Below are 22,653 nucleotides of genomic sequence, written 5' to 3'. Positions count from 1 at the left end.
TCCCAGAACGCATTCCCGCGGGGTGGAGCAGCCCGGTAGCTCGTCAGGCTCATAACCTGAAGGCCGCAGGTTCAAATCCTGCCCCCGCAACCAAATACAAACCCCCCGCCCGCGTAAGCCGGCGGGGGGTTTGCTTTTTGGGCCCCGGGGGATTGGCCAGGAGGACCCCGGCTCGATCCTTTGGCATGGCCAAGGCTGGCGGAACCCAACCGCCTTCCCTATGTTCTTCACGCCCACATCGCCAACCCGAGGGTCGTGCATGCACTTGAATTTGCTCGCCGTGGATATCCCCGCGCTGGATACCGTGGACCAGAAGACCCAGGCGTTCCTGGTCAGCCTCAACGCCCTTATCCCCTGGATCGTGACCAACGGTGTCAACCTGCTGGCGGCCATCCTGATCCTGCTGATCGGCCTCTGGCTGTCGGGCAAGGTCAGCCGCATCGTCACGGCCGTCCTGGGCCGCACCCCCCAGTTCGACGCCATGTTGCGCGGTTTCTTCGCCAGCCTGGCACGCTACGCCGTGCTGACGTTGACCGTGCTGGCGGTGCTGGCCCAGTTCGGCATCCAGACGGCCAGCCTGGTCGCCGTCATTGGCGCCGCCGGCCTCGCCATCGGCCTGGCGCTGCAGGGCACTCTGTCCAGCCTGGCGGCCGGTGTCATGCTGTTGATCTTCCGCCCCTTCAAGATCGGGGACAAGGTGCAGGTCGGTGGCGCCACCGGTACCGTGCGCGACCTGTCGCTGTTCTGGACCGAACTGATTTCCGACGACCAGATCCAGATCATCATCCCCAACAACAGCGTGTGGGGCCAGGCGCTGCGCAACATGAGCGTCCATCCCACGCCCGCCCATGCCGGCGAGCTGCGCTTCCGCATTCCGGAAACCAGCGACCTGGATGGCATGGCCGAGGCGGTGCGTCATATCGTGGCCGCCGACCCGCGCATCCAGCCCAATCCCACCATCCTGTTCGACCGCACCGGTGATACCCGCGCGCTGGACGTGGTGGTGGGCTTCTCCACCGCCGACGACATCGTGCCCGCCGTGAAGAGCGACCTGATCCGCGCCATCCACGCGACGGCGCTGCCCACGGAGCCGCCGGCCACCTGACGCCGCCGCCCATTCCCATGATGACAGCCGCCCGGTGGCCCCGCCGGGCGGCTGTTGCGTCATGAGGCTACCGCGCCCCTGGCGTGGCCTTCGCGACTCGCATGGCGGACGAGCGACTGACACCGTTGTCTATTATCTCGCAGGTGCCATATTTGTGTTCGCAGTTGCAGCATGAGGCTGCCGCCACCTTCCCGTTCGAGGTCCGCCATGTCCCGCTCTATCGCCGCCCACTCCATCCTGTTTTCCGCCGTCGTCGCCGGGGCCGTGGGCCTCGCGACCGTGGCCCGTTCCGAGACGCTGTCCGCCGATACGGCCCTGAAGGCCAAGTTCGATGCCGTCGATGTCAACCTCTACTACCATCCGACCCAGGCCGGGTATCAGGTGGTGGTGACCGCCGGCACCCAGGACCCGGCCAGCACCGTTCGTTTCGTGTCCACCCTGGCCCCGGACCAGGAGACCGTCGTGTCCGTGCCGCGCGGTGCCGGCCAGCAGGCTCTGGAGCTGCATTTGCGCCGCGTCGGTGACCAGCTGGAGCTGGTGCGGCCGGTGTCGTGATCTGACCAGCACCTATCCATTCGCTTCCGTCAAAAGCCCGTGGCCCCGGCCACGGGTTTTTTTGTCGTGCCCAGCGGGCTATGCCCCCAGCATCTCGCGGACCTTGGTGCCCAGGGCCTCCAGCGTAAAGGGCTTGGCCAGGATGTCCATGCCGGGCTGCAGGAAGCCGGCGCGGGCTGTGGCGTTCTCGGCATAGCCGGTGATGAACAGCACCTTCAGGCGGGGACGGAACTGTCGGGCGATTTCCGCCAACTGGCGGCCGTTCATGTTGGGCAGGCCCACGTCGGTCACCAGCAGGTCGATGGCGCGCCGGGATTCCAGGTGGGGAATGGCGCCCCGCGCGTCGGCCGCCTCGATATGGCGGTATCCCAGGTCTTCCAGAACATCGATGACCAGCATGCGCACCGTGCTGTCATCCTCCACCACCAGCACCGTCTCCCCCAGCCCGGGCGGCGCGGCAGGCTCGGGCGGCGGCGCCTTCGCCTCTTCCGGCGGGGCCCGGCGCAGGGTCAGGGTGACGGTGGTGCCCTGACCGACCTCGCTGTCGATATGGACATGGCCACCGGACTGACGGGCATAGCCGTAGATCATCGACAGACCCAGGCCCGTGCCCTGGCCGATGGGCTTGGTGGTGAAAAAGGGATCGAAGGCCTTCTCCCGTACCGAGGGCATCATGCCCGTGCCCGTGTCCGACACCTGGACCACGACATAATCGCCCGCGGCGCGCGTCTCCGCCCCGTCGCTGCTCTCGCCCAGGGCCTGGTTGGCGGTGGTGATGGTCAGATGGCCACCGCCCGGCATGGCGTCGCGAGCGTTCAGCGCCAGGTTCAGCAGCGCGCTCTCAAACTGGTTCGCGTCGGTCAGTGCTGGCCACAGGCCGGGGGCCAACCGCGTTTCCAGGGTGATGTCCGCTCCCAATGTTCGACGCAACACGTCGGCAAAATTGGCGACCAGGGCGTTCACGTCCTGGGGGCGGGTATCCAGCGACTGTCGCCGGGCGAAGGCCAGCAGGCGATGGGTCAGGGCAGCGGCCCGCTGCACCGCCGTCGATGCCGCCTCCAGATAGCGGTCCAGCCCCTCAGGACGCCCCGCGTCCACCCGCCGGCGGATCAGTTCCACCGCGCCCGAGATGCCCATGAGCATGTTGTTGAAGTCATGGGCGATGCCCCCGGTCAGCTGGCCCAGCGCCTCCATCTTCTGCGCCTGGCGCAGCTGTTCCTCGGCGGCGCGGCGGGCGGTCACGTCCATGGCCTCCGGCACGATGGCGATGACCTTTCCCGCCCCGTCGAGCACCGGCCGCAATGAGAAGTCGAAGATGTGCCGGCCGGCGGGCAGGTTGATGATGACCTCCCGGCGCACGGTGCGTCCCGCCCGCACCAGGGGCAGGGCGGTGCGCACCAGGTCGGGCATGCCCGGCGTGGCGGTGAACCACGGCGTTTCCCAGAAGGGCTTGCCCACCACGTCCTCCCGCCGCGCCCGGATGCCGGCCAGCGAGGTGGGGTTGGCGTCCAGCACGACGCCCTCGGGCGACAGCAGGCCTTGATGCTGGTAGCTGGTGTTGAAGACGGAGCGTAGTCGCGCCTCCGACCGCTCCAGGGCCTGGGCCTGCTCCCGCTCCCGCGTCACATCGCGGCCGGCGGCATAGATCAGGCCGTCCTCCGGTGCCGCCACCCAGCCGATCCAACGATAGCTGCCATCGCGATGGCGGCAGCGGGCCTCGATATTGTTCAGCGCCTCCCGTGAGGCGTGGGCCAGGGCCTTGGCCTTCAAGTCCCGGTCGTCGGGATGCGTCAGGTCTAGATAGTGCTTGCCGATCAGTTCCCCGGGCTCCCAGCCCAGGATGGTGCGCCAGGCGGGGTTGGCGGCGTGGAAGACGCCCTCGGGGCTGATGACCAGCAGCAGGTCCTGGGCATTGTTCCAGGCGCTGTCCCGCTCCCGCGTGCGCTCCGCCACCTGGCGTTCCAGGGTTTCGTTCATATGGGCCAGGGCCTCGGCGGCGGCCTTCTGGTCCTCGATATCGGTGGTGGTGCCCAGCCAGCGCAGGATGCCGCCGCCCTCGTCACGGATGGGGACGGCGCGCGCCAGATGCCAGCGATAGATGCCGTCGGCCCGGCGCAGGCGGAACTCCGCCGTGTAGGTCCCGCCCGCCTTCACGGCGGCGGCCCAGCCTCCGGCGGCCCGGGCCAGGTCATCCGGATGGGTCACCCAGGTCCACGCCTGGCCGTCTAGGGCGCCGGTGGGCGCGCCGGTATAGGCATAGGCGTGTGGGTTGAACCAGTCGAGGTTTCCCTCCGGTGTGGCGGTCCACACCAGCGCGGGCATGGCTTCCGCCAGGGTGCGGAACTGGGCCTCGCTGTCGCGCAGGCGCTGCAGGGCCATCACGCGGTCCGTCGTCTCATCCACGATGCAGACCACGCCCTCCACCTCCCCCGCCTCGTTGCGCGCGGGGGAGTAGGAGATGTCGAAATAGACGGTCTCGATATAGCCCTTGCGCTCGATGCGGAAGGGGCGGTCTTTGGCCACCACCGTTTCGCCGTCCCGCGCCTGTCGCAGCAGCGGCTCCAGATCGTCCCACAACTCCGTCCAGTATTCACGGGCGGGGCGGCCCAGGGCGTGGGGGTGCTTATTGCCGATGGTGGGGGCGTAGGCGGCGTTGTAGAGCGCCACGAACTCCGCCCCCCAGAACATGACGATCTGGGCCTGGGCCGGCAGGATCAGGCTGACGGCCCCCTTCAGGGTGGGCGACCAGCCCGCCACCGGACCCAGCGGCGAGGTGGACCAGTCCATGGCGCGCATCCGCGCGCTGATGGCGCAGTCGCCGTCCGGGAACGGTTTGCCGCTCCGGCCATCCACGTCGTCCCGCACCGCCGCTCCCTTCCTCACCACCTGGCCCCGCCCCGAAAATCCGGCCTCCTGAAAATCCGGCCCGGACTCTTGCCTCGAAACCTTGCTCAGACAGCAAACTAGGCTGAACAGCCTTGGCTTACAGGGCGGCTCCGTCAATCGCGCCGCTGGTGGCGGGCGAACCGTCTTTCGTCCTATGACGCGGGAGGCGGGCTTAGCCCTTCGGCCTGGCGGACATCTGCCGTCTTGAGCGGCGGGGGAATAAATGTGATTAATGAAACGTTACCGCTAACATCGCCCTTCCGGCCTCTGGAAATCGTTTTCATCCGGAAGATTGACTATAAAAATGAACGATAGGGAGTGAGTCCATGAATCGCGCGTTCCGGGCCGCGGCCTGTGCCGCCCTGCTCAGCCTGCCGCTGACCGCCCTGCTTGTGCCGCCCATGGCGGCGGCCAAGGCAGCCCCATCAACAGCCCCGTCGACGTACCAGAACTTTCGGGTGGCGATCTACATCGCCGTCATCAGTACCCGCCAGCTGGCCGACAAGGCCACCTTCGACCGCGAGTTCGAGCGGGCGATGCGCCAGACCCATTTCAACAAGGTCTACCTTGAGGTCTATCGCAACCACGTCTTCGCCACCGATGAGGAGGTGACCCGCGTCAAGAAGTGGTTCGAGGAAAAGGGCGTGCAGGTGTCGGGCGGCATCACCCTGGCCGCGGGCGGCGAGGGTGGGCAGTTCGGCACCTTCGACTATGAGAAGCCGGCCGACCGCGAGGAATGCGCCAAGGCGGCGGCGCTGGCCGCCAAGCACTTCGACGACGTGATCCTGGACGATTTCTTCTTCTATGCCAGCAAGAGCGACGCCGACATCGCCGCCAAGGGCAACCGCAGCTGGACCCAGTACCGGCTGGAGACCATGCGGCAGGTGGCGCGCGACCTGGTGCTGAAGCCGGCGAAGGCGGCCAACCCCAAGGTCCGCATGATCATCAAGTACCCCAACTGGTACGAACACTTCCAGGGCGCGGGCTATGATCTGGAGCAGGAGTCCCAGGATTTCGACGCCATCTACACCGGCACCGAGACGCGCGACCCGGTGATCACCGACCAGTTGCTGCAGCAGTACGAGAGCTACGAAATCTATCGGTACTACAGCAACATCCGGCCCACCGACGCGAAAGGCGGGGTGGGCAACGGCGGCGGCTGGGTGGACACCTATTCCACCCTCTACGTCGACCGCTATGCCGAACAGCTGTGGGATACGCTGTTCGCCAAGGCGCCGGAGATCACCCTGTTCAACTGGCGCCCCATGTCGGAGGCCGAGGCGGTGCGGCCGGGCGACCGCCAGGCCTGGGCCGACCTGCCCACCAGCTTCCGCTGGCAGGAGATGGTCTCAGGCTACAAGGCGGGCGCCCAGGCCGGCGACCCCGGCCCGGGCTGGGGTCGCGCCGCCGGTTATGCGCTGGAAACGGTGGACAAGGATCTGGGCAAGCTGGGCAAGCCCATCGGCATCGCCAGCTACAAGCCCTACCAGTCTTCCGGCGAGGATTTCCTGCACAACTACCTGGGCACCATCGGCATCCCGATCGAGCTGTCGCCCAAGTTTCCCACCAACGCCGACGTGGCCCTGCTCACCCAGGCGGCGGCCCAGGACCCCAAGATCGTGGATGAGATCAAGGGCAACCTGGTGGCGGGCAAGACGGTGGTCATCACCTCCGGCCTGCTGTCAGCGCTCAAAGGGAAAGGCATCGAAGATGTCGCGGAGGTGTGGGACACGGGCCGCAAGGTGGCCATCCACGACTTCATCAACGGCTACGGCGCCGGCAACGGCGACAGCCTGAACGACCCAGCGCATGATGGCGTGTCCGATAGCAGGCCCGCCGTGCTGTTCCCCGAGATCCACTACTACACCAACGACAGCTGGCCCATCATTCGCGGCGTGGCCAATGCCAAGGGCTTCCCCATCCTGCTGATGAACCGGTATTCCAAGGGCGTCCTCTATGTCCTGACCATGCCGGACAACCCGGGCGATCTCTACAACCTGCCCCAGGGCCTGGTGACCGAGATCAAGAAGTACCTGCAGCAGGACTTCCCCGTACGCCTGGACAGCCCGGACCATGTCAGCCTGTTCGCCTATGACAACGACACCTTCGTGGTGGAGTCCTTCCGCGACCAGCCGGTGCCGGTGACCCTGTCGCTGCTGGGCCGGGGCGTGCATCTGCGCAACCTGTCCACCAACGCCGATATCGCCGCCGCGCCGGTGATGGCGCCCAAGGATGGCAAGTTCCGGCGGGACAACGTGGCCGCCCGCACCGATTTCGGCGTGACGGTGCAGCCGCACTCCTACCAGGTGTTCAAGATCGAGAAGTGAAGCGGCGTACGCCAATGTTCCGCATGTGCTCCTAAGGCCGGCGACCGCCGGCCCCGGAGCCAGAAATCAACCTGTGATCTGTTCTCTTTCCGTTCATGGGTGATCTGCTAGGATGCCGGGGCCATGACCAGCCCCGGTATCCGCAAGATCATCCACGTCGACATGGACGCGTTCTATGCGTCGGTGGAACAGCGCGACAACCCGCATCTGCGCGGGCGGCCGGTGGCCGTGGGCTATGGCGCCAAGCGCGGCGTGGTGGCGGCGGCCAGCTATGAGGCGCGGGAGTATGGCGTGCGCAGCGCCATGCCCTCCACCACCGCCTTGCGTAAATGCCCGCCGCTGATCTTCGTGCCGCCGCGGTTCGAGGTCTACCGCGCCATCTCCCGCCAGATCCGGGAAATCTTCGCCGACTACACCGACCTGATCGAACCCCTGTCGCTGGACGAGGCTTATCTGGACGTGACGGAAAACCGCCGGGGCCTGCCCACGGCGACGGCCACCGCCACGGAAATCCGCGCCCGTATCAAGGCGGAGACGGGGCTGAACGCCTCGGCCGGCATTTCCTACAACAAGTTCCTGGCCAAGCTGGCCTCAGACTACCGCAAGCCCAACGGTCAGTTCGTGGTGCCGCCCGGCCATGGCGAGGCCTTCGTGGAAAACCTGCCGGTGGCCAAGTTCCACGGCGTGGGCCCGGTGACGGCGGAGAAGATGAACAGCCTGGGCATCCACACCGGCGCTGACCTGCGCCGTCAGACCGTCAGTTTCCTGCAGACCCATTTCGGCAAGTCCGGTCCCTGGTACCACGCCATAGCCCATGGCGAGGACCATCGCCCCGTGGTCTCTGACCGGCCGCGCAAGTCCTCCGGCTCCGAAACCACCTTCCTGGAGGATTTGACGGAGCCGGCGGCGGTGGAGCAGGGCGTGCTGTCCATGGCGGATGAGGTCTGGGCCTGGTGTGAGAAGGCCCAGGCCTTCGGCCGCACCGTGACCGTGAAGATCAAGTACGGCGACTTCCGCCAGGCCACCCGCAGCCGTACCCTGGCGGCACCCGTGGTGTCGCAAGAGTCATTGCGCGCCATCAGCGTGGAACTGGTGCGCACCGTCTACCCCCTGCCCACGGGCGTGCGCCTGCTGGGGGTGACCGTTTCCAGTTTTGAGGCGTCCGGCCCGCCGGCGCAGCTGGAGTTCGGGTTCTGACACCCGGCCCCGCCCCCCAACCCCGCTGCACCGGCCGCCGGGATCATCCGGCCACGCTTTCCACCGCCTCCACGATGACCTGGGCCACGGCCTCCGGCATCGACAACAGGGACAAATGGCTGGCCTTCAGCTCGGTGGTGCGGGCGTTCATCAGGCCGGCCAGCTTGCGCTGCAACTCGACGCTGACGATCCGGTCGTCGCCGGAAACGATGTACCAGTTGGGCCGGCTGGACCAGGCGGCCTCGGTGATCGTGTCGGTGAAGGTGCGGGCCGCCAGGGGCGGCTGCAGCACCGCCAGCAGCCTGGCCTCATCCTCCGGCAGGTCCTGGCCCACGTCCTGCACCCAGCCCTCGGCGCTTAGGGTCAGGAAGCCGGCGCCGTCGTCGATGATCTTGGCCAGCGCCGGCGGCGGAGCATGCGCCCCGACCAGGTCGCCGGTGCTCTGGCCCACGCCCGGCGCGAAGGCCGCCACATAGACCAGCGCCTTCACCTTCGGATCGTTTCCGGCCTCGGTGATGACCGTGCCGCCCCAACTGTGTCCCACCAGCACGACCGGTCCGGGGATGGTGTTCAGCGCCCGCCGGGTCGCCGCCACGTCGTCGGCGAGGGAGGTGGTGGGGTTCTGAACGGCGACGACGCGCACGCCTTTCTTCATCAGCAGGGGAATGACGTGGCGCCAGCTGGAGGCATCGGCCCAGGCGCCATGGACAAGCACGACGGTCGGGCTGGGGGAGGGCGGGGTGGGTTCCATGGGCTTCAGCTCCTGAGTGAGACGACCCGTCGGGGGACGGTCGTCACATCTTCAGGGGCGGGGGCTGGTGTCGTATTGGAGAATGCGCGAGGCTTTGGAGGTTTGGCGGCCATATTTGGCCCCGGAAGGCCGTGCCCATCATTACGCCACGCGTAATAATGAAGTGCCGAGACCGATAATTCTCAGCATGGGCCGATTGGGCGACCCTGCGTTCGCGGATCGGGAATGGCCCCGGTCCTGAACATCGGGAACCGGATCATGAAGCTTTATCACTACACCCCATCGGGCCACGCGCACCGGGCGCGCCTGTTCCTGTCCCTGCTGGGCGTACCGCACGAATTGGTCGAGGTCGACCTGAAGGCCGGGGACCATAAGAAGCCGGAATTCCTGGCCCTGAATCCCTTCGGCCAGGTGCCGGTGCTGGACGACGACGGCATCGTCGTGTCGGACTCCAACGCCATCCTGGTCTACCTCGCCCGCAAGCTGGGACGCGTCGACTGGCTGCCTGAGGACGCGCAGGGCACCGCCGCTGTGCAGCGCTGGCTGTCGGTGGCGGCGGGTGAGGTGGCGTACGGTCCGGCGGCGGCCCGCCTGGTCACCGTCTTCGGGTCCAAGCACAACCCGCAAGAGGTCATCGCCCGGGCGCACGGCCTGCTGAAGAACCTGGAGGCCCATCTGGCGGACCGGGACTGGCTGGTGGGCGGGGCGCCGACCATCGCCGATGTGGCGCTCTACAGCTATGTGGCCCGCGCCCCGGAAGGAAACGTCGACCTGTCGGGCTATCCCGGCGTCATCGCCTTCCTGCGCCGGATCGAGGCGCTGCCGGGCTTCGTGCCCTTCGTCGAGACGCCGGTGGGCCTGTCCGCCGCTCAAGGCGTGACCGCCGCGTGACCCCGTGGCGCGGGCGCGCCACCAGGTGCGCCCGCCCGGCCCAGACCGAAAGAGGTGGGCCAGACCGAAGGAGGTGGAAATGAGCGACACCACTTTATCCAAGCTGGCGGTCTGGCATGCCGGCGAGAAAACCATCCAGGAGAAGGTCGGAGTGGCCGAGAGGATGGCGAGCGTGGGGCAGCGGGTGATCCGCGACTACATGCCTGACCAGCACCGCGACTTCTACGCCCAGATCCCCTTCATCGTGGCGGGCAGTGTCGATCCCGCCGGCGATGCCTGGGCCACGCTGCTGGCGGGACGGCCGGGTTTCATCACCTCCCCCACGCCCCGGTCGCTGGCGATCGAAGCGCGGCCCGACCCCACCGATCCGGCGGCACAGGGCATTGGGGAAGGTCAGGCCATCGGCCTGCTGGGCATCGAGCTGCACACCCGCCGGCGCAACCGGGTGAACGGCATCCTGCGGTCCGGCGCCGGCCCCTTCCTCTTCCAGGTCGATCAGAGTTTCGGCAACTGCCCGCAGTATATCCAGTTGCGCGATTACCGTCTGGTGCGCGACCCCGGCGAGGTGTTCACCGGCCCGGTGCTGGAAGGTGCCGAGCTGGATGCCGAGGCGCGGCGCATGATCGCGGCGGCGGACACCTTCTTCGTGGCGTCATACGCCGACCGGGACGACCGCCGCCAGGTGGACGTGTCGCACCGCGGCGGCAAGGCGGGCTTCGTCCGCGTGGCCGCGGACGGCACGCTGACCATCCCGGACTTCGCCGGCAACCTGTTCTTCGCCACGCTGGGCAACATCCTGGTGAACGGCAAGGCCGGGCTGGTGTTCATCGACTTCGAGACCGGCGACATGCTGCAGCTGACGGGCGACGCCCAGGTCATCCTGGACAGCCCCGAGGTCGCCGCCTTCCAGGGGGCGGAGCGGCTGTGGACCTTCCGCGCCCGGCGGGTGGTGCAGCGCCCGGGCGCCTTCGCCCTGCGCTGGGATTTCCAGGAGGACGGCTGGTCCCCCAATTCCCTGATGACGGGCGATTGGGCGCAAGCCGCCGATCGTCTGCGCGCGGCGGACCTGGCCACGCGCTGGCGGCCGTTCAAGGTGACGCGGATCGTGGATGAAAGCGCCGCCATCCGTTCCTTCCACCTGATGCCGGACGACGGCGCCGGCCTGATCCCGCATGAGGCGGGGCAGCACCTGCCCATCCGCTTGACCCTTCCCGGCGCGGACAAGCCGGTCATCCGCACCTACACCCTGTCGGTGGCACCGTCCGACGCCGTCTATCGCATCAGCGTGAAGCGCGACGGCCTGGTCTCCAGCCATCTGCACGACCATGTCCGCGTGGGTGACGTCATTGAGGCGCGGGCGCCGGCCGGGGGCTTCACCATCGACGCCCGGCAGAAACGGCCGGCCGTGCTGCTGGGCGCCGGCGTGGGCATCACGCCCATGCTGGCCATGCTGCGCCACGTGGTTTACGAGGGACTGCGGACCCGCGGCGTCCGCCCCACCACCCTGTTCCATGCCGCCCGGACCAAGGCGGACCGGCCCTTCGAGGCCGAAGTGGCGGAACTGGTGGCGGCGGCCAGGGGTGCCGTGCGGGTCGTGCGGGTGCTGAGCGACGCCACCGGCGCGGCGGAGGGGGCCGATTACGAGGCCGCCGGGCGCATCGACATGGCGCTGCTGGGCCGCTTCCTGGCGTTCAACGACTACGATTTCTACCTGTGTGGCCCGGGGCCCTTCATGCAGGCGATCTACGACGGCTTGCGCGGCCTGAACGTCGCGGATGAGCGCATCCATGCCGAGGCTTTCGGGCCTTCTTCCCTGGTGCGGACGGCCGACAAGGCCACCGCCGCGCCGCCGCCGCGTCAGCCGCCCGCCACCGGCCCCGTGCCGGTGGTCTTCACCACCGCGTTGAAGGAGGCGCGCTGGACGCCCGGGTCCGGCACGCTGCTGGAACTGGCGGAGGCTCGGGGCCTGAGCCCGGAGTTCAGCTGCCGCTCCGGCACCTGCGGCAGTTGCCGGACCAAGGTCCTGGCCGGGGCCGTGACTTATGTGAAGGAACCAACCGCCCCGGTGGCCGAGGGCGAGGCGCTGATCTGCTGCGCCGTCCCGGCCGAGCAACCCGAGGGCGCGGGCCCCCTGCAACTGGCCCTCTGATCCCGAACCGGAGACGACATCATGTTTTACCTGCTGATGCCGGAGGCCATGGACATGGCCGCCGAAGCCGCCCGGCTGACCCTCTGGCTGTTGCGCCGGCGGCTCGCCCGCCTCCGCTTCCTGCTTCGCGGCCCCGCTGCCGTCGGCGTCGATCTACGGGGCACCCTGGCCAAGGGCGAACTGCCGGCCACCTTGCGCGAGCGTATCGCGCTGGCCATCGCCGAAGCCCACGGCTGCGACTTTTGAGAAGGTGTGGACCCCATGATCACCAACCCACTGGACAGGCGCGCGCGCCTGTCGATCGAACTGGCCCTGACCGCCGGCAGCCCCGACCCCCGGCAGGACGCAGCCGCCCGCGCGCTGGGCATGTCGGGTGCGGAAATCGACGCCGCCCGCCAGGGCTGGAGCTTCGATCTGCGCACGTCCCTGGCCCTGGGACTGGCGCTGGCGGCCGAGAACATGCGCCAGGATCGCCGGGCCAGGGCGCTCAAGGCCGGCATTTCCGAAGCGGCCTGTCGCGAGATCGAGGCCCTGGTGCGCCAGGCCGGCACCGGAGGGCCCCGCCATGTGTGACGCCGACCAAGCGGATGACGGGGAGGAGGAGCCTTCGGCCCGTTGGGACGGCGCGCCGCCGGCGCCTGACTATTTTCGCGACATGATCATCCAGGATCCATGTACTTATGCGGAGTTTCTGGCCCGGCTGATGTGAAGGCCGGGCGCGGGGGAGGGGTCCATGGATCGTTGGCAGGCCATGCGCATCTTCGTGAAGGTGGCCGAGACGGAAAGCTTCGCCGAAGCGGCGCGCCATCTGCACCTGAGCGCGCCGGCGGTCACCCGCGCCATCGCGGCGCTGGAGGAAACCATTGGCGCCCGCCTGTTCGTGCGCACCACACGCTCGGTCAAGCTGACCGAGGCCGGCGGGCGCTACTTCGATGATTGCCGGCGCATCCTGGCCGACATCACGGAGGCGGAGGCCGCCGCCGCCGGGTCCTACGCCACGCCCTCGGGAACGCTGACCGTTACGGCGTCCTTGCTGTTCGGGCAAATGTACGTGCTGCCCATCGTGACGGACTATCTGGACGCCTATCCCGCCATGACGGCGCGCACCTTCTTCGTCGATCGTCCGGTGAACATCGTGGAGGAGGGGGTGGACGTGGCCGTCCGCATCGGCCGCCTGCCGGATTCGGGCTTCACCGCCATCAAGGTGGGCACGGTCCGCCGGGTGGTCTGCGGTGCGCCGGCCTATTTTGAGAAGCATGGCGTGCCCACCGCCCCGGCGGAGTTGAAGGATCATCGCATCGCCGTTTCCACCAGCGCCTGGGCCTCACCCGAATGGCGCTTCGCCAGCGATCAGCGGGTCGTCATCCATCCCACCCTGCACTGCAACACCAACGAGGCGGCGATCGCCACCGCCCAGGCCGGCTGGGGGCTGACGCGGGTGCTGCACTACCAGATCGGCCCGGCCTTGCTGGAGGGGCGCCTGCAGGTGGTGCTCAGCGAGTATGAGGAGCCGCCGCTGCCCATCCACGTGCTGTACGCCGAGGGGCGGCAGGCGCCGGCCAAGATCAGGGCCTTTGTCGACAGGGCGGTGGCCGCGTTGCGGGGCAATCGCTTATTGAACTGACCCGCTCAAACGCCCGCGCGCCGGCGCAACTCGTCGCGCTTGGCCGCCACCTCGGCGCGGGCGCGCTGCACGGCCTCCATCTCCGTCGCCTCCAGCAGGCCTTCGATAACGCGGCCCAGATGGTCGCGCATGGCGGCGCGGGCGGCCTGGGGGTCGCGGGCGGCCAGGCTCTGCACGATGCGCTGATGTTCCTCCACCCGGGGGTGGTCGCCCACGGTGCGGGCGCGTTCCAGCATGGCCATGCACAGTGGCGACTTGTAGCGCATGTCCCACAGCTGCTCGACCACGCCGACCAGGGCGGTGTTGCGGCTGGCCCGTGCGATGGTCAGGTGGAAACGGCGGTCGGCCTGCTCTCCCACCGCGTTGCGCTCGTTCTCCTCCCCGATCTCGCGCAGCAGGGCGGCCAAAACCGCCAGCTCCTCATCGGTGATCGTGGTGGCGGCCAGGGCGGCCACCTCGCCCTCCACCAGGCGGCGTGCCTCCGTCAGCTCAAAGGCGCCGATGTCCAGTTCCGCCGCCGCCTCGCTGGGGGGCAACTGCTCCGTCACATAGATGCCGGAGCCATGGCGCGCCTCCACCAGCCCCAGGATTTCCAGGGTGATCATGGCCTCGCGCACTGTGGGGCGGCTGACATCGAACGTTTCCGCCAGATCCCGTTCGGAGGGCAGGCGCTGGCCGGCGGCGTAGACGCCCCGGCGGATGTCGGCGGCGATGGCATCGGCCACCTGGCGGTACAGGCGCTGGCCGTTGGCGGGAAGGGGCAGCATGCGAGTGCTCTGACCAGATGCGGGGCGGACGGCGTCCAGGATAGGGCAGGGGCGCCCCCTCCCGCCAGTCCAATTCGTCTTCTTGACAGGCCTCTGGGCCTATGGAAGACATAAGTGGTAAGACCAATTTATTGGCGTTCCCGGGGTCATCCCGCCGGGTGCGTCCGCTCCAGGGTAAAGGTTCGACCGATGTTGAAGATCAAGGACGCCCGGGTGGTGGTCACCTGCCCCGGCCGCAATTTCGTGACGTTGCGCATCGAGACGGCGGACGGCCTGTACGGCCTGGGCGATGCCACCTTGAACGGCCGCGAACTGGCGGTGGTCAGCTATCTCACCGATCACGTCATCCCCTGCCTGATCGGCCGGGACGCCCACCAGATCGAGGACATCTGGCAGTATCTGTACAGGGGCGCCTATTGGCGCCGCGGCCCCGTCACCATGTCGGCCATTGCCGCCGTGGACATGGCACTGTGGGACATCAAGGCCAAGGCGGCCAACATGCCCCTGTACCAGCTGCTGGGTGGCGCCTGCCGCACCGGCGTGATGGTCTACGGCCACGCCAACGGCCAGACCATCGAGGAGACGGTGGAGGAGGCGCTGAGGTACCAGGCGCTGGGCTACAAGGCCATCCGCCTGCAGTCGGGCGTCCCGGGCCTGCCCTCCACCTACGGCGTTTCCGGCGACAAGATGTTCTATGAGCCGGCGGACGGCGCCCTGCCGACGGAAAACGTCTGGTCCACGGCCAAGTACATGCGCACGGTGCCCAAGCTGTTCGAGGCGGCCCGCCTGGCCCTGGGCGACGATGTCCATCTGCTGCACGACGTGCACCACCGCCTGACCCCCATCGAGGCTGGGCATCTGGGCAAGAGCCTGGAGCCCTACCGCCCCTTCTGGCTGGAGGATGCGACGCCGGCGGAAAACCAGGAGGCCTTCCGCCTGATCCGCCAGCACACCACGACGCCCCTGGCGGTGGGTGAGGTGTTCAACACCATCTGGGACTGCAAGGATCTGATCCAGAACCAGTTGATCGACTATATCCGCGCCACGGTGGTGCACGCCGGCGGCATCACCCACCTGCGTCGCATCGCCAACCTGGCGGACCTTTACCAGGTCCGCACCGGCTGTCATGGCGCCACCGACCTGTCGCCCGTGACCATGGCGGCGGCCCTGCATTTCGACCTATCCATCCCCAACTTCGGCGTCCAGGAATACATGCGCCACACGGCGGAGACGGACGCCGTCTTCCCCCACGCCTACAGCTTCAAGGACGGCTACCTCCACCCCGGCGATGCCCCCGGCCTGGGCGTGGACATGGATGAAGCGCTGGCTGCCAAGTATCCCTACAGCCGCGCCTTCCTGCCGGTGAATCGCCTGGAAGACGGCACCCTGTACAATTGGTAAGGACGGGTTTGGCTTACCGCTTTTCGTTTGGTTCTGGGTGTCGTGGTCTGGCCACAGTCTGGCCGTCGGGTTGACACGCGGCATGTGGTATGACCACTATTCCGCACCCTCCTCCTCCGCCCGTCCGGCCATGTGTTCCGCCAAGGTGCCGGACGGGTGGCTTCTTTCATTTGTCCCGTGTTCAGGTCAAACCTTTCCACGGATCATGCTGCGGAAAGCCGGTAGCTTGAACGCGCTGGCCGGTTGGACGTGAGAACCCCGGGGTGGCAGTCCCCGTGTCCGGCTTCTGCCTAAGAAACAATGCCTTGAAGGAAGGAACCCCATGCCGACCCATGCCGCGCGCCGTCTGAGCCGCAAGCGCTTCCGCGCCACCCTGGCGGTGGCCGCCGTCGCCCTGACGGCCGCCCCGATGGCCCGCGGGGCGCATGCCGCCGAGCGGCGCGACCTGCCGCTCAGCGCGGGCTGGCAGTTCCACCAGGGCGACGTGCCGTCGGGGAAGCAGGGGGGCGCCGAGGCCGCCGGCTTCAACGACAAGGGCTGGACCACCGTTTCCCTGCCCCACACCTGGAACCACCTGGGCGGCACGGCGGCGCGCGGGCCCGACTACAACGCCACACGCGGGGCCGGTTGGTACCGCCTGCGCTTCACCCCACCGGCCGACTACGCCGGGCGGAAGGTGTGGCTGCAGTTCGACGGCGCCAGCATCAACACCGAGGTCTGGCTGAACGGCGTGAAGCTGGGCGTGCACAAGGGGGCCTTCGGCCGCTTCCGCTTCGATGCCACCGCCGCCCTGAAGCAGGGCAAGGTCAACGTGCTGGCGGTCCGCACCGACAATTCCAGCCCGGCCGTGGCGGGATCGCCCACGGCGGAGGTCATCCCCATGTCGGGTGACTTCTTCCTGTTCGGCGGCCTCTACCGCCAGGTGTCGCTGATCGCCACCGACCCGGTGCACATCGACATGCTGGATTGGGGCGGGCCCGGCGTCTATGCCCACACTGCCGCCCTGGACGGTGCCGCGTCCATCGAGGTCAACAGCCGGGTGAAGAACGACGGCACCAAGGCCCAGCCGGTGGTGGTGAAGACCACCATCGTCGACGCGACCGGCGCCACGGTGGCCAGCGACAGCCATCCCCTGACCGTTGCGCCCGGCGCGCTGGAGGAACCGGCGCAGACCCTGAGCGTGCCGAACCCCCACCTGTGGGACGGCAAGGCCGACCCCTACCTCTACCACGTGGTGACGCGTATCGAGACGACGGACGGCCAACTGCTGGACCAGGTAATCCAGCCACTGGGCATCCGCACCTTCCGCTTCGACCCGGACCAGGGCTTCTTCCTGAACGGCAAGCATATCGCCCTGCACGGCGTGTCCCGCCACCAGGACCGGCCGGGCAAGGGCTGGGCCATCAGCCCCGCCGACCAGGCCCAGGACATGGACATCATGCTGGACCTGGGCATCAACACCCTGCGCCTGGCCCATTACCAGCACGACCAGGCCATCTACGACCTGGCGGATCGGGACGGCGTGGTCGTCTGGGCGGAAATCCCCCTGGTGAACCGCACCGTGCCGGAGACGCCGGACGGGGACAAGGGCATCACCACCCCCGCCTTCGCCGCCAACGCCGACAGCCAGCTGCATGAACTGATCAAGCAGAACTACAACCACCCCAGCGTCGTCACCTGGTCCATCGGCAACGAGGTGAACCTGATGGCGGCCAGCGGCCACGGCGTCAGCAACGCCCGGCCGCTGCTGACCCAGCTGAACAAGGCGGCGTATGAGCTGGACCACACCCGCCCCACCACCATGGCCGACTGCTGCGAGCCGTGGCCGGACGCGCCCAAGCCCGGTGTGGACGTGGTGGCGGAGATCACCGACCTGCTGGGCTACAACCGCTACCAGGGCTGGTACTACGACAAGCCGGAGGACCTGGGACCCGTGCTGGACCGGCTGCACAAGCTGCATCCGCGCCTGCCGCTGTCGGTCAGCGAATACGGCGGCGGCGGCGGCCTGACCCAGCATACCGATGAGGTGCAGACCGGCGTGGTCTACCCCAAAGGCCATTTCCATCCGGAGGAGCTGGAAAGCCGCCTGCATGAGATCTGGTGGGCGCAGCTGAAGGCGCGGCCCTACCTGTGGGGCACCTTCGTCTGGAACATGTTCGACTTCGCCAGCGACAGCCGGAGGGAGGGCGACATGGTCGATACCAACGACAAGGGCCTGGTGTCCTATGACCGCACGGTGAAGAAGGACGTGTTCTTCTTCTACAAGGCGGATTGGAGCGACCAGCCGGTGCTGCACCTGAACGGTCGCCGCTATGTCGACCGCGCCTATCCCGTGACCGACATCCAGGCCTACAGCAATGCCGCCAGCGTGCGGCTGAGCCTGAACGGTCGCGACCTGGGCACCGCACTTTGCCCCGACCACATCTGCCGTTGGCCGGCGGTGCATCTGGATGCCGGCGACAACGTCCTGACCGCCACTGCCGACATCAAGGGCCAAGCCGTGAGCGACAGCATCACCTGGCATTTCGGTGGCAAGGCTGACGAGATCCGCATCCGCGCCGGCGCCTCGGCCGGGCTGACCACCGCCGCCGGTGCCCGCTACGGCTCCGACGCCTTCGTCACCGGGGGCGAACCGCATGACCGCAACCCCGGCCCCGAGACCGGCAAGCCGGACAAGGTCATCGCTGCGGCCACCGGCACGCCAGATCCCAAGCTGTATGAGACCTACCGCGAGGGCGCCTTCACCTACCGCGTGCCGGTGCCGGCCGGTCGCTACCAGGTCACCCTGCGCTTCGCCGAGCCGGCGCTGGCGGCCGGTGCCCGCGTCTTCGACGTGGCCGCCAACGACCAGGTGGTGGTCATGCACCTGGACGTGGCGGCGGAGGCGGGTGGCACCCTGAAGGCGCTGGAGCGCACGGTGACCGTCGAGGTGAAGGGCAAGGATGGCATGGCCCTGGACTTCCGCCCCGTCACCGGCCAGGCGCTGGTGTCGGCCATCGACGTGGTGGCGGCGCGGTGAGCGTGGCCATGAAGGACGCGGTGGCGACCCCGGGGGTGATCCCCCAACCGCGGGGCCGCTACCGCTGGCTGGTCTGCTTCCTGCTGTTCTCCGCCGTGGCGCTCAGCTACGTCGACCGGCAGGTGCTGGGGGTGCTGAAGCCCCTGTTGCAGGACCGCTACGGCTGGACGGAAGTCGGCTACGGCACCATCGTCTTCTGGTTCCAGGCGGCCTACGCCAGCGGTTACCTGGTGTTCGGCCGGCTGGTGGATCGTATCGGCGCCCGTGCCGGCTACGCCCTGGCGGTGGCCATCTGGACTATCGCCCACATGGCCCATGCCGCCGCCGGTTCCGTCGCCAGCTTCGCCATTGCCCGCATCCCTCTGGCGCTGGGCGAGTCCGGCGCCTTTCCGGCCAGCCTGGCGGCGGTGGCGGAATGGTTCCCGCAGCGGGAACGGGCGCTGGCCATCGGCCTCACCAACGCCGGGGCCAATGTCGGCGCCGTCCTGACGCCCCTTATCGTGCCGGCCGTCACCCTGGCCTGGGGCTGGCGCGCCGCCTTCCTGGTTACGGGCCTGTTCACCGTGGTGTGGCTGGCGGCCTGGCTGGCCCTCTACCGCCGCCCGCGCGAGGTGGCGCGCCTGAGTCCGGGGGAACTGGCCTATATCGAGGCCGATCCCGTGCCGCCGCCGGTGCGCCTGCCGTGGCGGCGGGTGCTGGCGACGCGTGAAACCTGGGCCTATATCCTGGGCCGTTTCGTGATCGATCCGATCTGGTGGACCTTCCTGTTCTGGCTGCCCGACTTCTTCGCCAAGCGCTATGGCCTGGACCTCAAGGGCTTCGGGCCACCCCTGGTGCTGGTCTACATCCTGGCCGATATGGGCAGCGTGCTGGGCGGCTGGGGTTCGTCCCGCCTGCTGGCGCGGGGCGCCGGGCTGAACCGGGCGCGCAAGACCGCCTTCCTCGTCTGCGCGCTGGTGGTGGCGCCGGTGGCGCTGGCCATGGATACGGGCAGCCTGTGGGGGGCGGCGGTCCTGATCGGCCTGGCCTGCGCCGGGCACCAGGGCTTTTCCGTCAACCTTTACGCCCTGCCGTCCGACCTGTTTCCCCGCTGGGCCGCCGGGTCCGTCATCGGCCTGGGTGGGGCGGCGGGCGGTATCGGCAGCATGGCTATGGCCCAGGCCGCCGGCTGGATCCTGCAGACCACCGGCAGTTACCGCCCCATCTTCCTGATGGCGGCCAGCGCCTATTTCGTGGCCCTGGCGCTGATCCATTGGATGACGCCGCGCTATGCGCCGGCACGACTCACGCGGTGAGGATTTCCACTGTGGCTGATACCGATATCGAAAAGCCCAAGGTGCGGCGGCGCAAGGCGCTGGCCGGCGACGGCCGGCTGGCGGCCCCGCCGGACGCTCCCCTGGCCATCCCCGCCTGGACCCTGGCCCGCGCGCCCACCATCAATGACGTGGCGCGCCTGGCCAAGGTGTCGAAGAAGACGGTGTCCCGGGTCATCAACCAGTCCCCGTACGTGCACGACGCCACCCGCGCGGTGGTGGACGCGGTGGTGGCCCGCATCGGCTATGTGCCCAGCCCCCAGGCGCGCGGCCTGGCCATCAACCGGTCCTTCCTGCTGGGCCTGATCTACGACAACCCCAACGCCCAGTACATTGTGAACGTCCAGGGCGGCATCCTTGAGGCCTGCCATCGTGAGGGCTTTGAGCTGGTGGTCCATCCCTGCCGCCAGGTGGCGCCCGGCTTCCTGGCGGAGGTGAAGACCTTCGTGCAGCGCCAGAACCTGGATGGCGTGATCCTGGTTCCGCCCCTGTCGGAGGACGCGGCCCTGGTCGCCCTGCTGCGCACCATCGGCTGCCGCTACATGCGCCTGATGTCGGTGCCGTTGGACGAGCCCACGTCCATGGTGCTGCACACCGACCGCACCGGTGCCGCCGAGGTGGGCACCCATCTGGCCCAGCTGGGTCACAGCAGGGTGGCGCTGATCACCGGGCCGCAGCGCTATCGCTCCACCCACGAACGACGCGAGGGCTTCCTCGGCGCCCTGGCCGAGCACGGCGTGACCGTGCCCGACCGCTGGATCGTGGAGGGGCTCTACACCTTCGAGACGGGAGAGAAGCGGGGCATGGAGTTGTTGTCCCCGGCCGACCGTCCCACGGCCATCTTCGCCAGCAATGACGAGATGGCGGCCGGCGTCTACAAGGCGGCCTACCGTTTGGGCATCAGCATCCCGCGCGATCTCACCGTGGTGGGCTTCGACGACACGCCCCTAGCCTCACGCATGTGCCCGGCGCTGTCCACCGTGCGCCTGCCCATCCACGACATGGGCCGCCTGGCGGCCGACCGGCTGATCGGCCGCATCAACGACGGGGATGCGGGAAAGGCCCAGCCCATCACGGTGACGCCCCGGCTGGTGGTGCGGGAATCCTCCAGCGCGCCGGCCCAGAGTGTGGTCGCTTCAGGTGGGATCACCTGAAGCGTGGATCACACGACAAAACCGAAGCCTGGAGTCTTTCCGACGATTCAATTCAAGTCAGAAAGACTCTAGAACTCAGCGCCTGGCAGGTCCACGGGCAGGTTGGCGGTGTCGGTCAGGGTAACGCGCAGGGCGCCGGACAGGGACGGGGCGGCCAGGGCCACCTCGGTCTGGCCCTCGGCCCGGGCGGCGGCTAGGGCCGTCTGGTTGAAGCGGCGCACACTGTCGCTATTCGCATCCACCCCGGCGCCATCCACCACCGGGCGGATGTATTCCGCGCCCACCAGCACCTGCAAAGCCTGGATCTGGTCGGCCGCCGCCCAGTCGTTCAGCGGCGGCACGCCCACCAGATCGTCGAAGGTGGTGGCGCCGGCCGCCAGCCGGTCCAGCAGCGGGTTGAAGATGCCCTCGTGCAGGGCGACGTCGCCGAAGGACCGGGGCACCACCATGGGGCAGTCGGCCCGCCGGCGGGCCAGGGTGTAGCGGGTGGCGCGATGGGCGGCGATCAGGTCGTTGATGTTCAGGGGCGCCAGGTCGCAGACATGGATGTCCCGGCGGAACTGCCGGTTCAGGGCCATGTCGCGCACCCCCTCGCGCAGCAGCGCGTTCGGCATGGCCGCCATCAGGGTGCGCGGCTTCTCCGGCACGGCCAGCAGGGGGACGTTGTCGGCGTGGGTGCCGGACCCGATGAAGCCCGCGCCGTGGTTGGCCATGAAGGTCGCGATCTCCTTGTGATAGAAGACGCGCCAGTACTCGTTCAGGTACTCGTGCACGATATAGCTGGCGTCCAGCGTCTCAATGGCCTGCAGCTGCTGTTCGATGGCGGGATTGGATTCGAAGTACAGGGCGCCCGTGTCCGCCATCTGCCGCAGGAAGGCGCGGACCTTGGCCACCCGCTCCTCCACCGTGCCGGTGGTGACGGCATAGACGTCCACCATCAGGGCGCGGATGGGCATCTTGCCGGCCCAGCCCGGCTGGCAGTTATAGCTGGCGTAGACGATGCCGCCGGGCTTCAGCCGGCGGCGGATGACGGCCCCGATCTCCCGCCGCACCGTCTCGCTGACCCAGCTCATGATCCCGTGCATGACGATGAAGTCGCAGTCGGCGATGGGCCCATCCTCCTCCGTCGCCAGGTCCTGGAAACTGGCGGCGCTGAAACTGGCATTGGTGATGCCGGCGGCACGGCGCAGGTTTTCAGCACTGGTGATGTGCACGGGGTTGAAGTCCACGCCCATGAAGTGCCCCTGGGGGAACAGGCTGGCGAACAGCGTGGGGCTGTAGCCATGGCCGCAGCCCAGATCCAGGTAGCGGAAGGGCCGGTCCAGGCGCGGCGCCTGGTAGCCGCACTGCAGGGCGGCGTAGGCGATCGAGGCCGGGTTCAATTCCTGGTAATAGCGGCGCAGGTAGGCGATGCCCGTGACATAGCGGTGAACGTCGTCCTGCACGATGCCTTCGGGCGTGCCGCCGCCGGGGATGGCCTTGTTGCCGCTCATCGACCCTGGTCCTTCGCACTT

Annotated in this window: 17 protein-coding genes and 1 tRNA gene; 14 read left to right on the top strand and 4 right to left on the bottom strand. The window is 68.3% G+C overall.

Features of this window, described 5'->3' with window-relative positions; genetic code table 11:
- Positions 1-16: 16 nt before the first annotated feature.
- The 3 genes from FBZ88_RS26930 (at position 17) to FBZ88_RS26920 (ending at position 1,660) form a co-directional block, all read left to right on the top strand.
- A tRNA-Met gene (locus tag FBZ88_RS26930) sits at positions 17-93 on the top strand.
- Positions 94-259: 166 nt separating this feature from the next.
- Positions 260-1,105, top strand: a complete 846-nt coding sequence (locus FBZ88_RS26925; RefSeq protein ID WP_186464615.1) for a mechanosensitive ion channel family protein — start codon at positions 260-262, stop codon at positions 1,103-1,105.
- Between the two features lie 207 nt (positions 1,106-1,312).
- The gene (locus FBZ88_RS26920; protein WP_145620081.1) at positions 1,313-1,660 is read left to right on the top strand and encodes a hypothetical protein; all 348 of its coding nucleotides are present in this window, start codon (positions 1,313-1,315) and stop codon (positions 1,658-1,660) included.
- Positions 1,661-1,738: 78 nt separating this feature from the next.
- Here FBZ88_RS26920 and FBZ88_RS26915 read toward each other — a convergent pair whose 3' ends face one another.
- The gene (locus tag FBZ88_RS26915; protein WP_211102813.1) at positions 1,739-4,543 is read right to left on the bottom strand and encodes a hybrid sensor histidine kinase/response regulator; all 2,805 of its coding nucleotides are present in this window, start codon (positions 4,541-4,543) and stop codon (positions 1,739-1,741) included.
- A 329-nt stretch (positions 4,544-4,872) separates the two neighbouring features.
- On the opposite strand from FBZ88_RS26915, the gene FBZ88_RS26910 reads away from it, so the two are divergent.
- Entirely contained in the window at positions 4,873-6,873 is a 2,001-nt protein-coding gene (locus FBZ88_RS26910; RefSeq protein ID WP_145620079.1) for a hypothetical protein, read from the top strand.
- Positions 6,874-6,996: 123 nt separating this feature from the next.
- On the top strand, positions 6,997-8,070 hold the full coding sequence (gene dinB, locus FBZ88_RS26905) for a DNA polymerase IV (protein ID WP_145620078.1): 1,074 nt from the start codon (positions 6,997-6,999) through the stop codon (positions 8,068-8,070).
- 43 nt (positions 8,071-8,113) lie between these two features.
- On the opposite strand, the gene FBZ88_RS26900 is transcribed toward dinB, so the two are convergent.
- Positions 8,114-8,821, bottom strand: coding sequence for an alpha/beta fold hydrolase (locus FBZ88_RS26900; protein WP_145620077.1), 708 nt, complete (start codon positions 8,819-8,821; stop codon positions 8,114-8,116).
- A 258-nt stretch (positions 8,822-9,079) separates the two neighbouring features.
- Between FBZ88_RS26900 and FBZ88_RS26895 the strand changes: the two genes are divergently transcribed.
- The 5 genes from FBZ88_RS26895 to FBZ88_RS26875 all read left to right on the top strand — a co-directional run bounded on the left by FBZ88_RS26895 (position 9,080) and on the right by FBZ88_RS26875 (position 13,485).
- Entirely contained in the window at positions 9,080-9,712 is a 633-nt protein-coding gene (locus tag FBZ88_RS26895) for a glutathione S-transferase family protein (RefSeq protein WP_145620076.1), read from the top strand.
- A gap of 79 nt (positions 9,713-9,791) precedes the next feature.
- Positions 9,792-11,861 carry a 2Fe-2S iron-sulfur cluster-binding protein gene (locus FBZ88_RS31430; protein ID WP_145620075.1) on the top strand — a complete coding sequence of 690 codons (2,070 nt, stop codon included), beginning with the start codon at positions 9,792-9,794 and terminating at the stop codon, positions 11,859-11,861.
- 21 nt (positions 11,862-11,882) lie between these two features.
- Positions 11,883-12,107 (top strand): hypothetical protein, encoded by a 225-nt coding sequence (locus FBZ88_RS26885; protein ID WP_145620074.1) that lies wholly within the window; start codon positions 11,883-11,885, stop codon positions 12,105-12,107.
- A 15-nt stretch (positions 12,108-12,122) separates the two neighbouring features.
- Positions 12,123-12,434: a hypothetical protein gene (locus FBZ88_RS26880; protein ID WP_211102812.1), complete on the top strand. Its 312-nt coding sequence runs from the start codon at positions 12,123-12,125 to the stop codon at positions 12,432-12,434.
- A 160-nt stretch (positions 12,435-12,594) separates the two neighbouring features.
- Complete coding sequence (locus FBZ88_RS26875; RefSeq protein WP_145620073.1) at positions 12,595-13,485, top strand: LysR family transcriptional regulator; 891 nt, start codon at positions 12,595-12,597, stop codon at positions 13,483-13,485.
- A 5-nt stretch (positions 13,486-13,490) separates the two neighbouring features.
- Here the strand turns inward: FBZ88_RS26875 and FBZ88_RS26870 are convergent, their stop codons facing one another.
- Complete coding sequence (locus tag FBZ88_RS26870) at positions 13,491-14,252, bottom strand: FadR/GntR family transcriptional regulator (protein ID WP_145620072.1); 762 nt, start codon at positions 14,250-14,252, stop codon at positions 13,491-13,493.
- Positions 14,253-14,441: 189 nt separating this feature from the next.
- Between FBZ88_RS26870 and manD the strand changes: the two genes are divergently transcribed.
- From manD to FBZ88_RS26850, 4 genes are all read left to right on the top strand, one after another.
- Positions 14,442-15,653, top strand: coding sequence for a D-mannonate dehydratase ManD (gene manD, locus FBZ88_RS26865; protein ID WP_145620071.1), 1,212 nt, complete (start codon positions 14,442-14,444; stop codon positions 15,651-15,653).
- Positions 15,654-15,975: 322 nt separating this feature from the next.
- Positions 15,976-18,672 carry a glycoside hydrolase family 2 TIM barrel-domain containing protein gene (locus FBZ88_RS26860; protein ID WP_145620070.1) on the top strand — a complete coding sequence of 899 codons (2,697 nt, stop codon included), beginning with the start codon at positions 15,976-15,978 and terminating at the stop codon, positions 18,670-18,672.
- The gene (locus FBZ88_RS26855; RefSeq protein ID WP_246138880.1) at positions 18,669-19,967 is read left to right on the top strand and encodes an MFS transporter; all 1,299 of its coding nucleotides are present in this window, start codon (positions 18,669-18,671) and stop codon (positions 19,965-19,967) included. The genes FBZ88_RS26860 and FBZ88_RS26855 overlap by 4 nt, the downstream gene beginning before the upstream one ends.
- A gap of 11 nt (positions 19,968-19,978) precedes the next feature.
- Positions 19,979-21,139, top strand: coding sequence for a LacI family DNA-binding transcriptional regulator (locus FBZ88_RS26850; RefSeq protein WP_246138879.1), 1,161 nt, complete (start codon positions 19,979-19,981; stop codon positions 21,137-21,139).
- 68 nt (positions 21,140-21,207) lie between these two features.
- Here the strand turns inward: FBZ88_RS26850 and FBZ88_RS26845 are convergent, their stop codons facing one another.
- Entirely contained in the window at positions 21,208-22,632 is a 1,425-nt protein-coding gene (locus FBZ88_RS26845; RefSeq protein ID WP_145620069.1) for a class I SAM-dependent methyltransferase, read from the bottom strand.
- Positions 22,633-22,653 lie beyond the last annotated feature (21 nt).

This window comes from Nitrospirillum bahiense (assembly GCF_007828025.1).
Classification (GTDB): Bacteria; Pseudomonadota; Alphaproteobacteria; order Azospirillales; family Azospirillaceae; genus Nitrospirillum; species Nitrospirillum amazonense.
The sequence above is the reverse complement of the archived record's forward strand: the minus strand, read 5'-3'. Positions and strand labels throughout refer to the sequence as shown.

Coding starts and splice junctions, on each gene's coding strand:
- FBZ88_RS26925 (WP_186464615.1), top strand. CDS start 260: ATGCACTTGAATTTGCTCGCCGTGGATATCCCCGCGCTGGATACCGTG.
- FBZ88_RS26895 (WP_145620076.1), top strand. CDS start 9,080: ATGAAGCTTTATCACTACACCCCATCGGGCCACGCGCACCGGGCGCGC.
- FBZ88_RS26870 (WP_145620072.1), bottom strand. CDS start 14,252: ATGCTGCCCCTTCCCGCCAACGGCCAGCGCCTGTACCGCCAGGTGGCC.
- FBZ88_RS26920 (WP_145620081.1), top strand. CDS start 1,313: ATGTCCCGCTCTATCGCCGCCCACTCCATCCTGTTTTCCGCCGTCGTC.
- FBZ88_RS26860 (WP_145620070.1), top strand. CDS start 15,976: ATGCCGACCCATGCCGCGCGCCGTCTGAGCCGCAAGCGCTTCCGCGCC.
- FBZ88_RS26910 (WP_145620079.1), top strand. CDS start 4,873: ATGAATCGCGCGTTCCGGGCCGCGGCCTGTGCCGCCCTGCTCAGCCTG.
- FBZ88_RS26845 (WP_145620069.1), bottom strand. CDS start 22,632: ATGAGCGGCAACAAGGCCATCCCCGGCGGCGGCACGCCCGAAGGCATC.
- FBZ88_RS26900 (WP_145620077.1), bottom strand. CDS start 8,821: ATGGAACCCACCCCGCCCTCCCCCAGCCCGACCGTCGTGCTTGTCCAT.
- FBZ88_RS31430 (WP_145620075.1), top strand. CDS start 9,792: ATGAGCGACACCACTTTATCCAAGCTGGCGGTCTGGCATGCCGGCGAG.
- manD (WP_145620071.1), top strand. CDS start 14,442: ATGTTGAAGATCAAGGACGCCCGGGTGGTGGTCACCTGCCCCGGCCGC.
- FBZ88_RS26880 (WP_211102812.1), top strand. CDS start 12,123: ATGATCACCAACCCACTGGACAGGCGCGCGCGCCTGTCGATCGAACTG.
- FBZ88_RS26885 (WP_145620074.1), top strand. CDS start 11,883: ATGTTTTACCTGCTGATGCCGGAGGCCATGGACATGGCCGCCGAAGCC.
- dinB (WP_145620078.1), top strand. CDS start 6,997: ATGACCAGCCCCGGTATCCGCAAGATCATCCACGTCGACATGGACGCG.
- FBZ88_RS26875 (WP_145620073.1), top strand. CDS start 12,595: ATGGATCGTTGGCAGGCCATGCGCATCTTCGTGAAGGTGGCCGAGACG.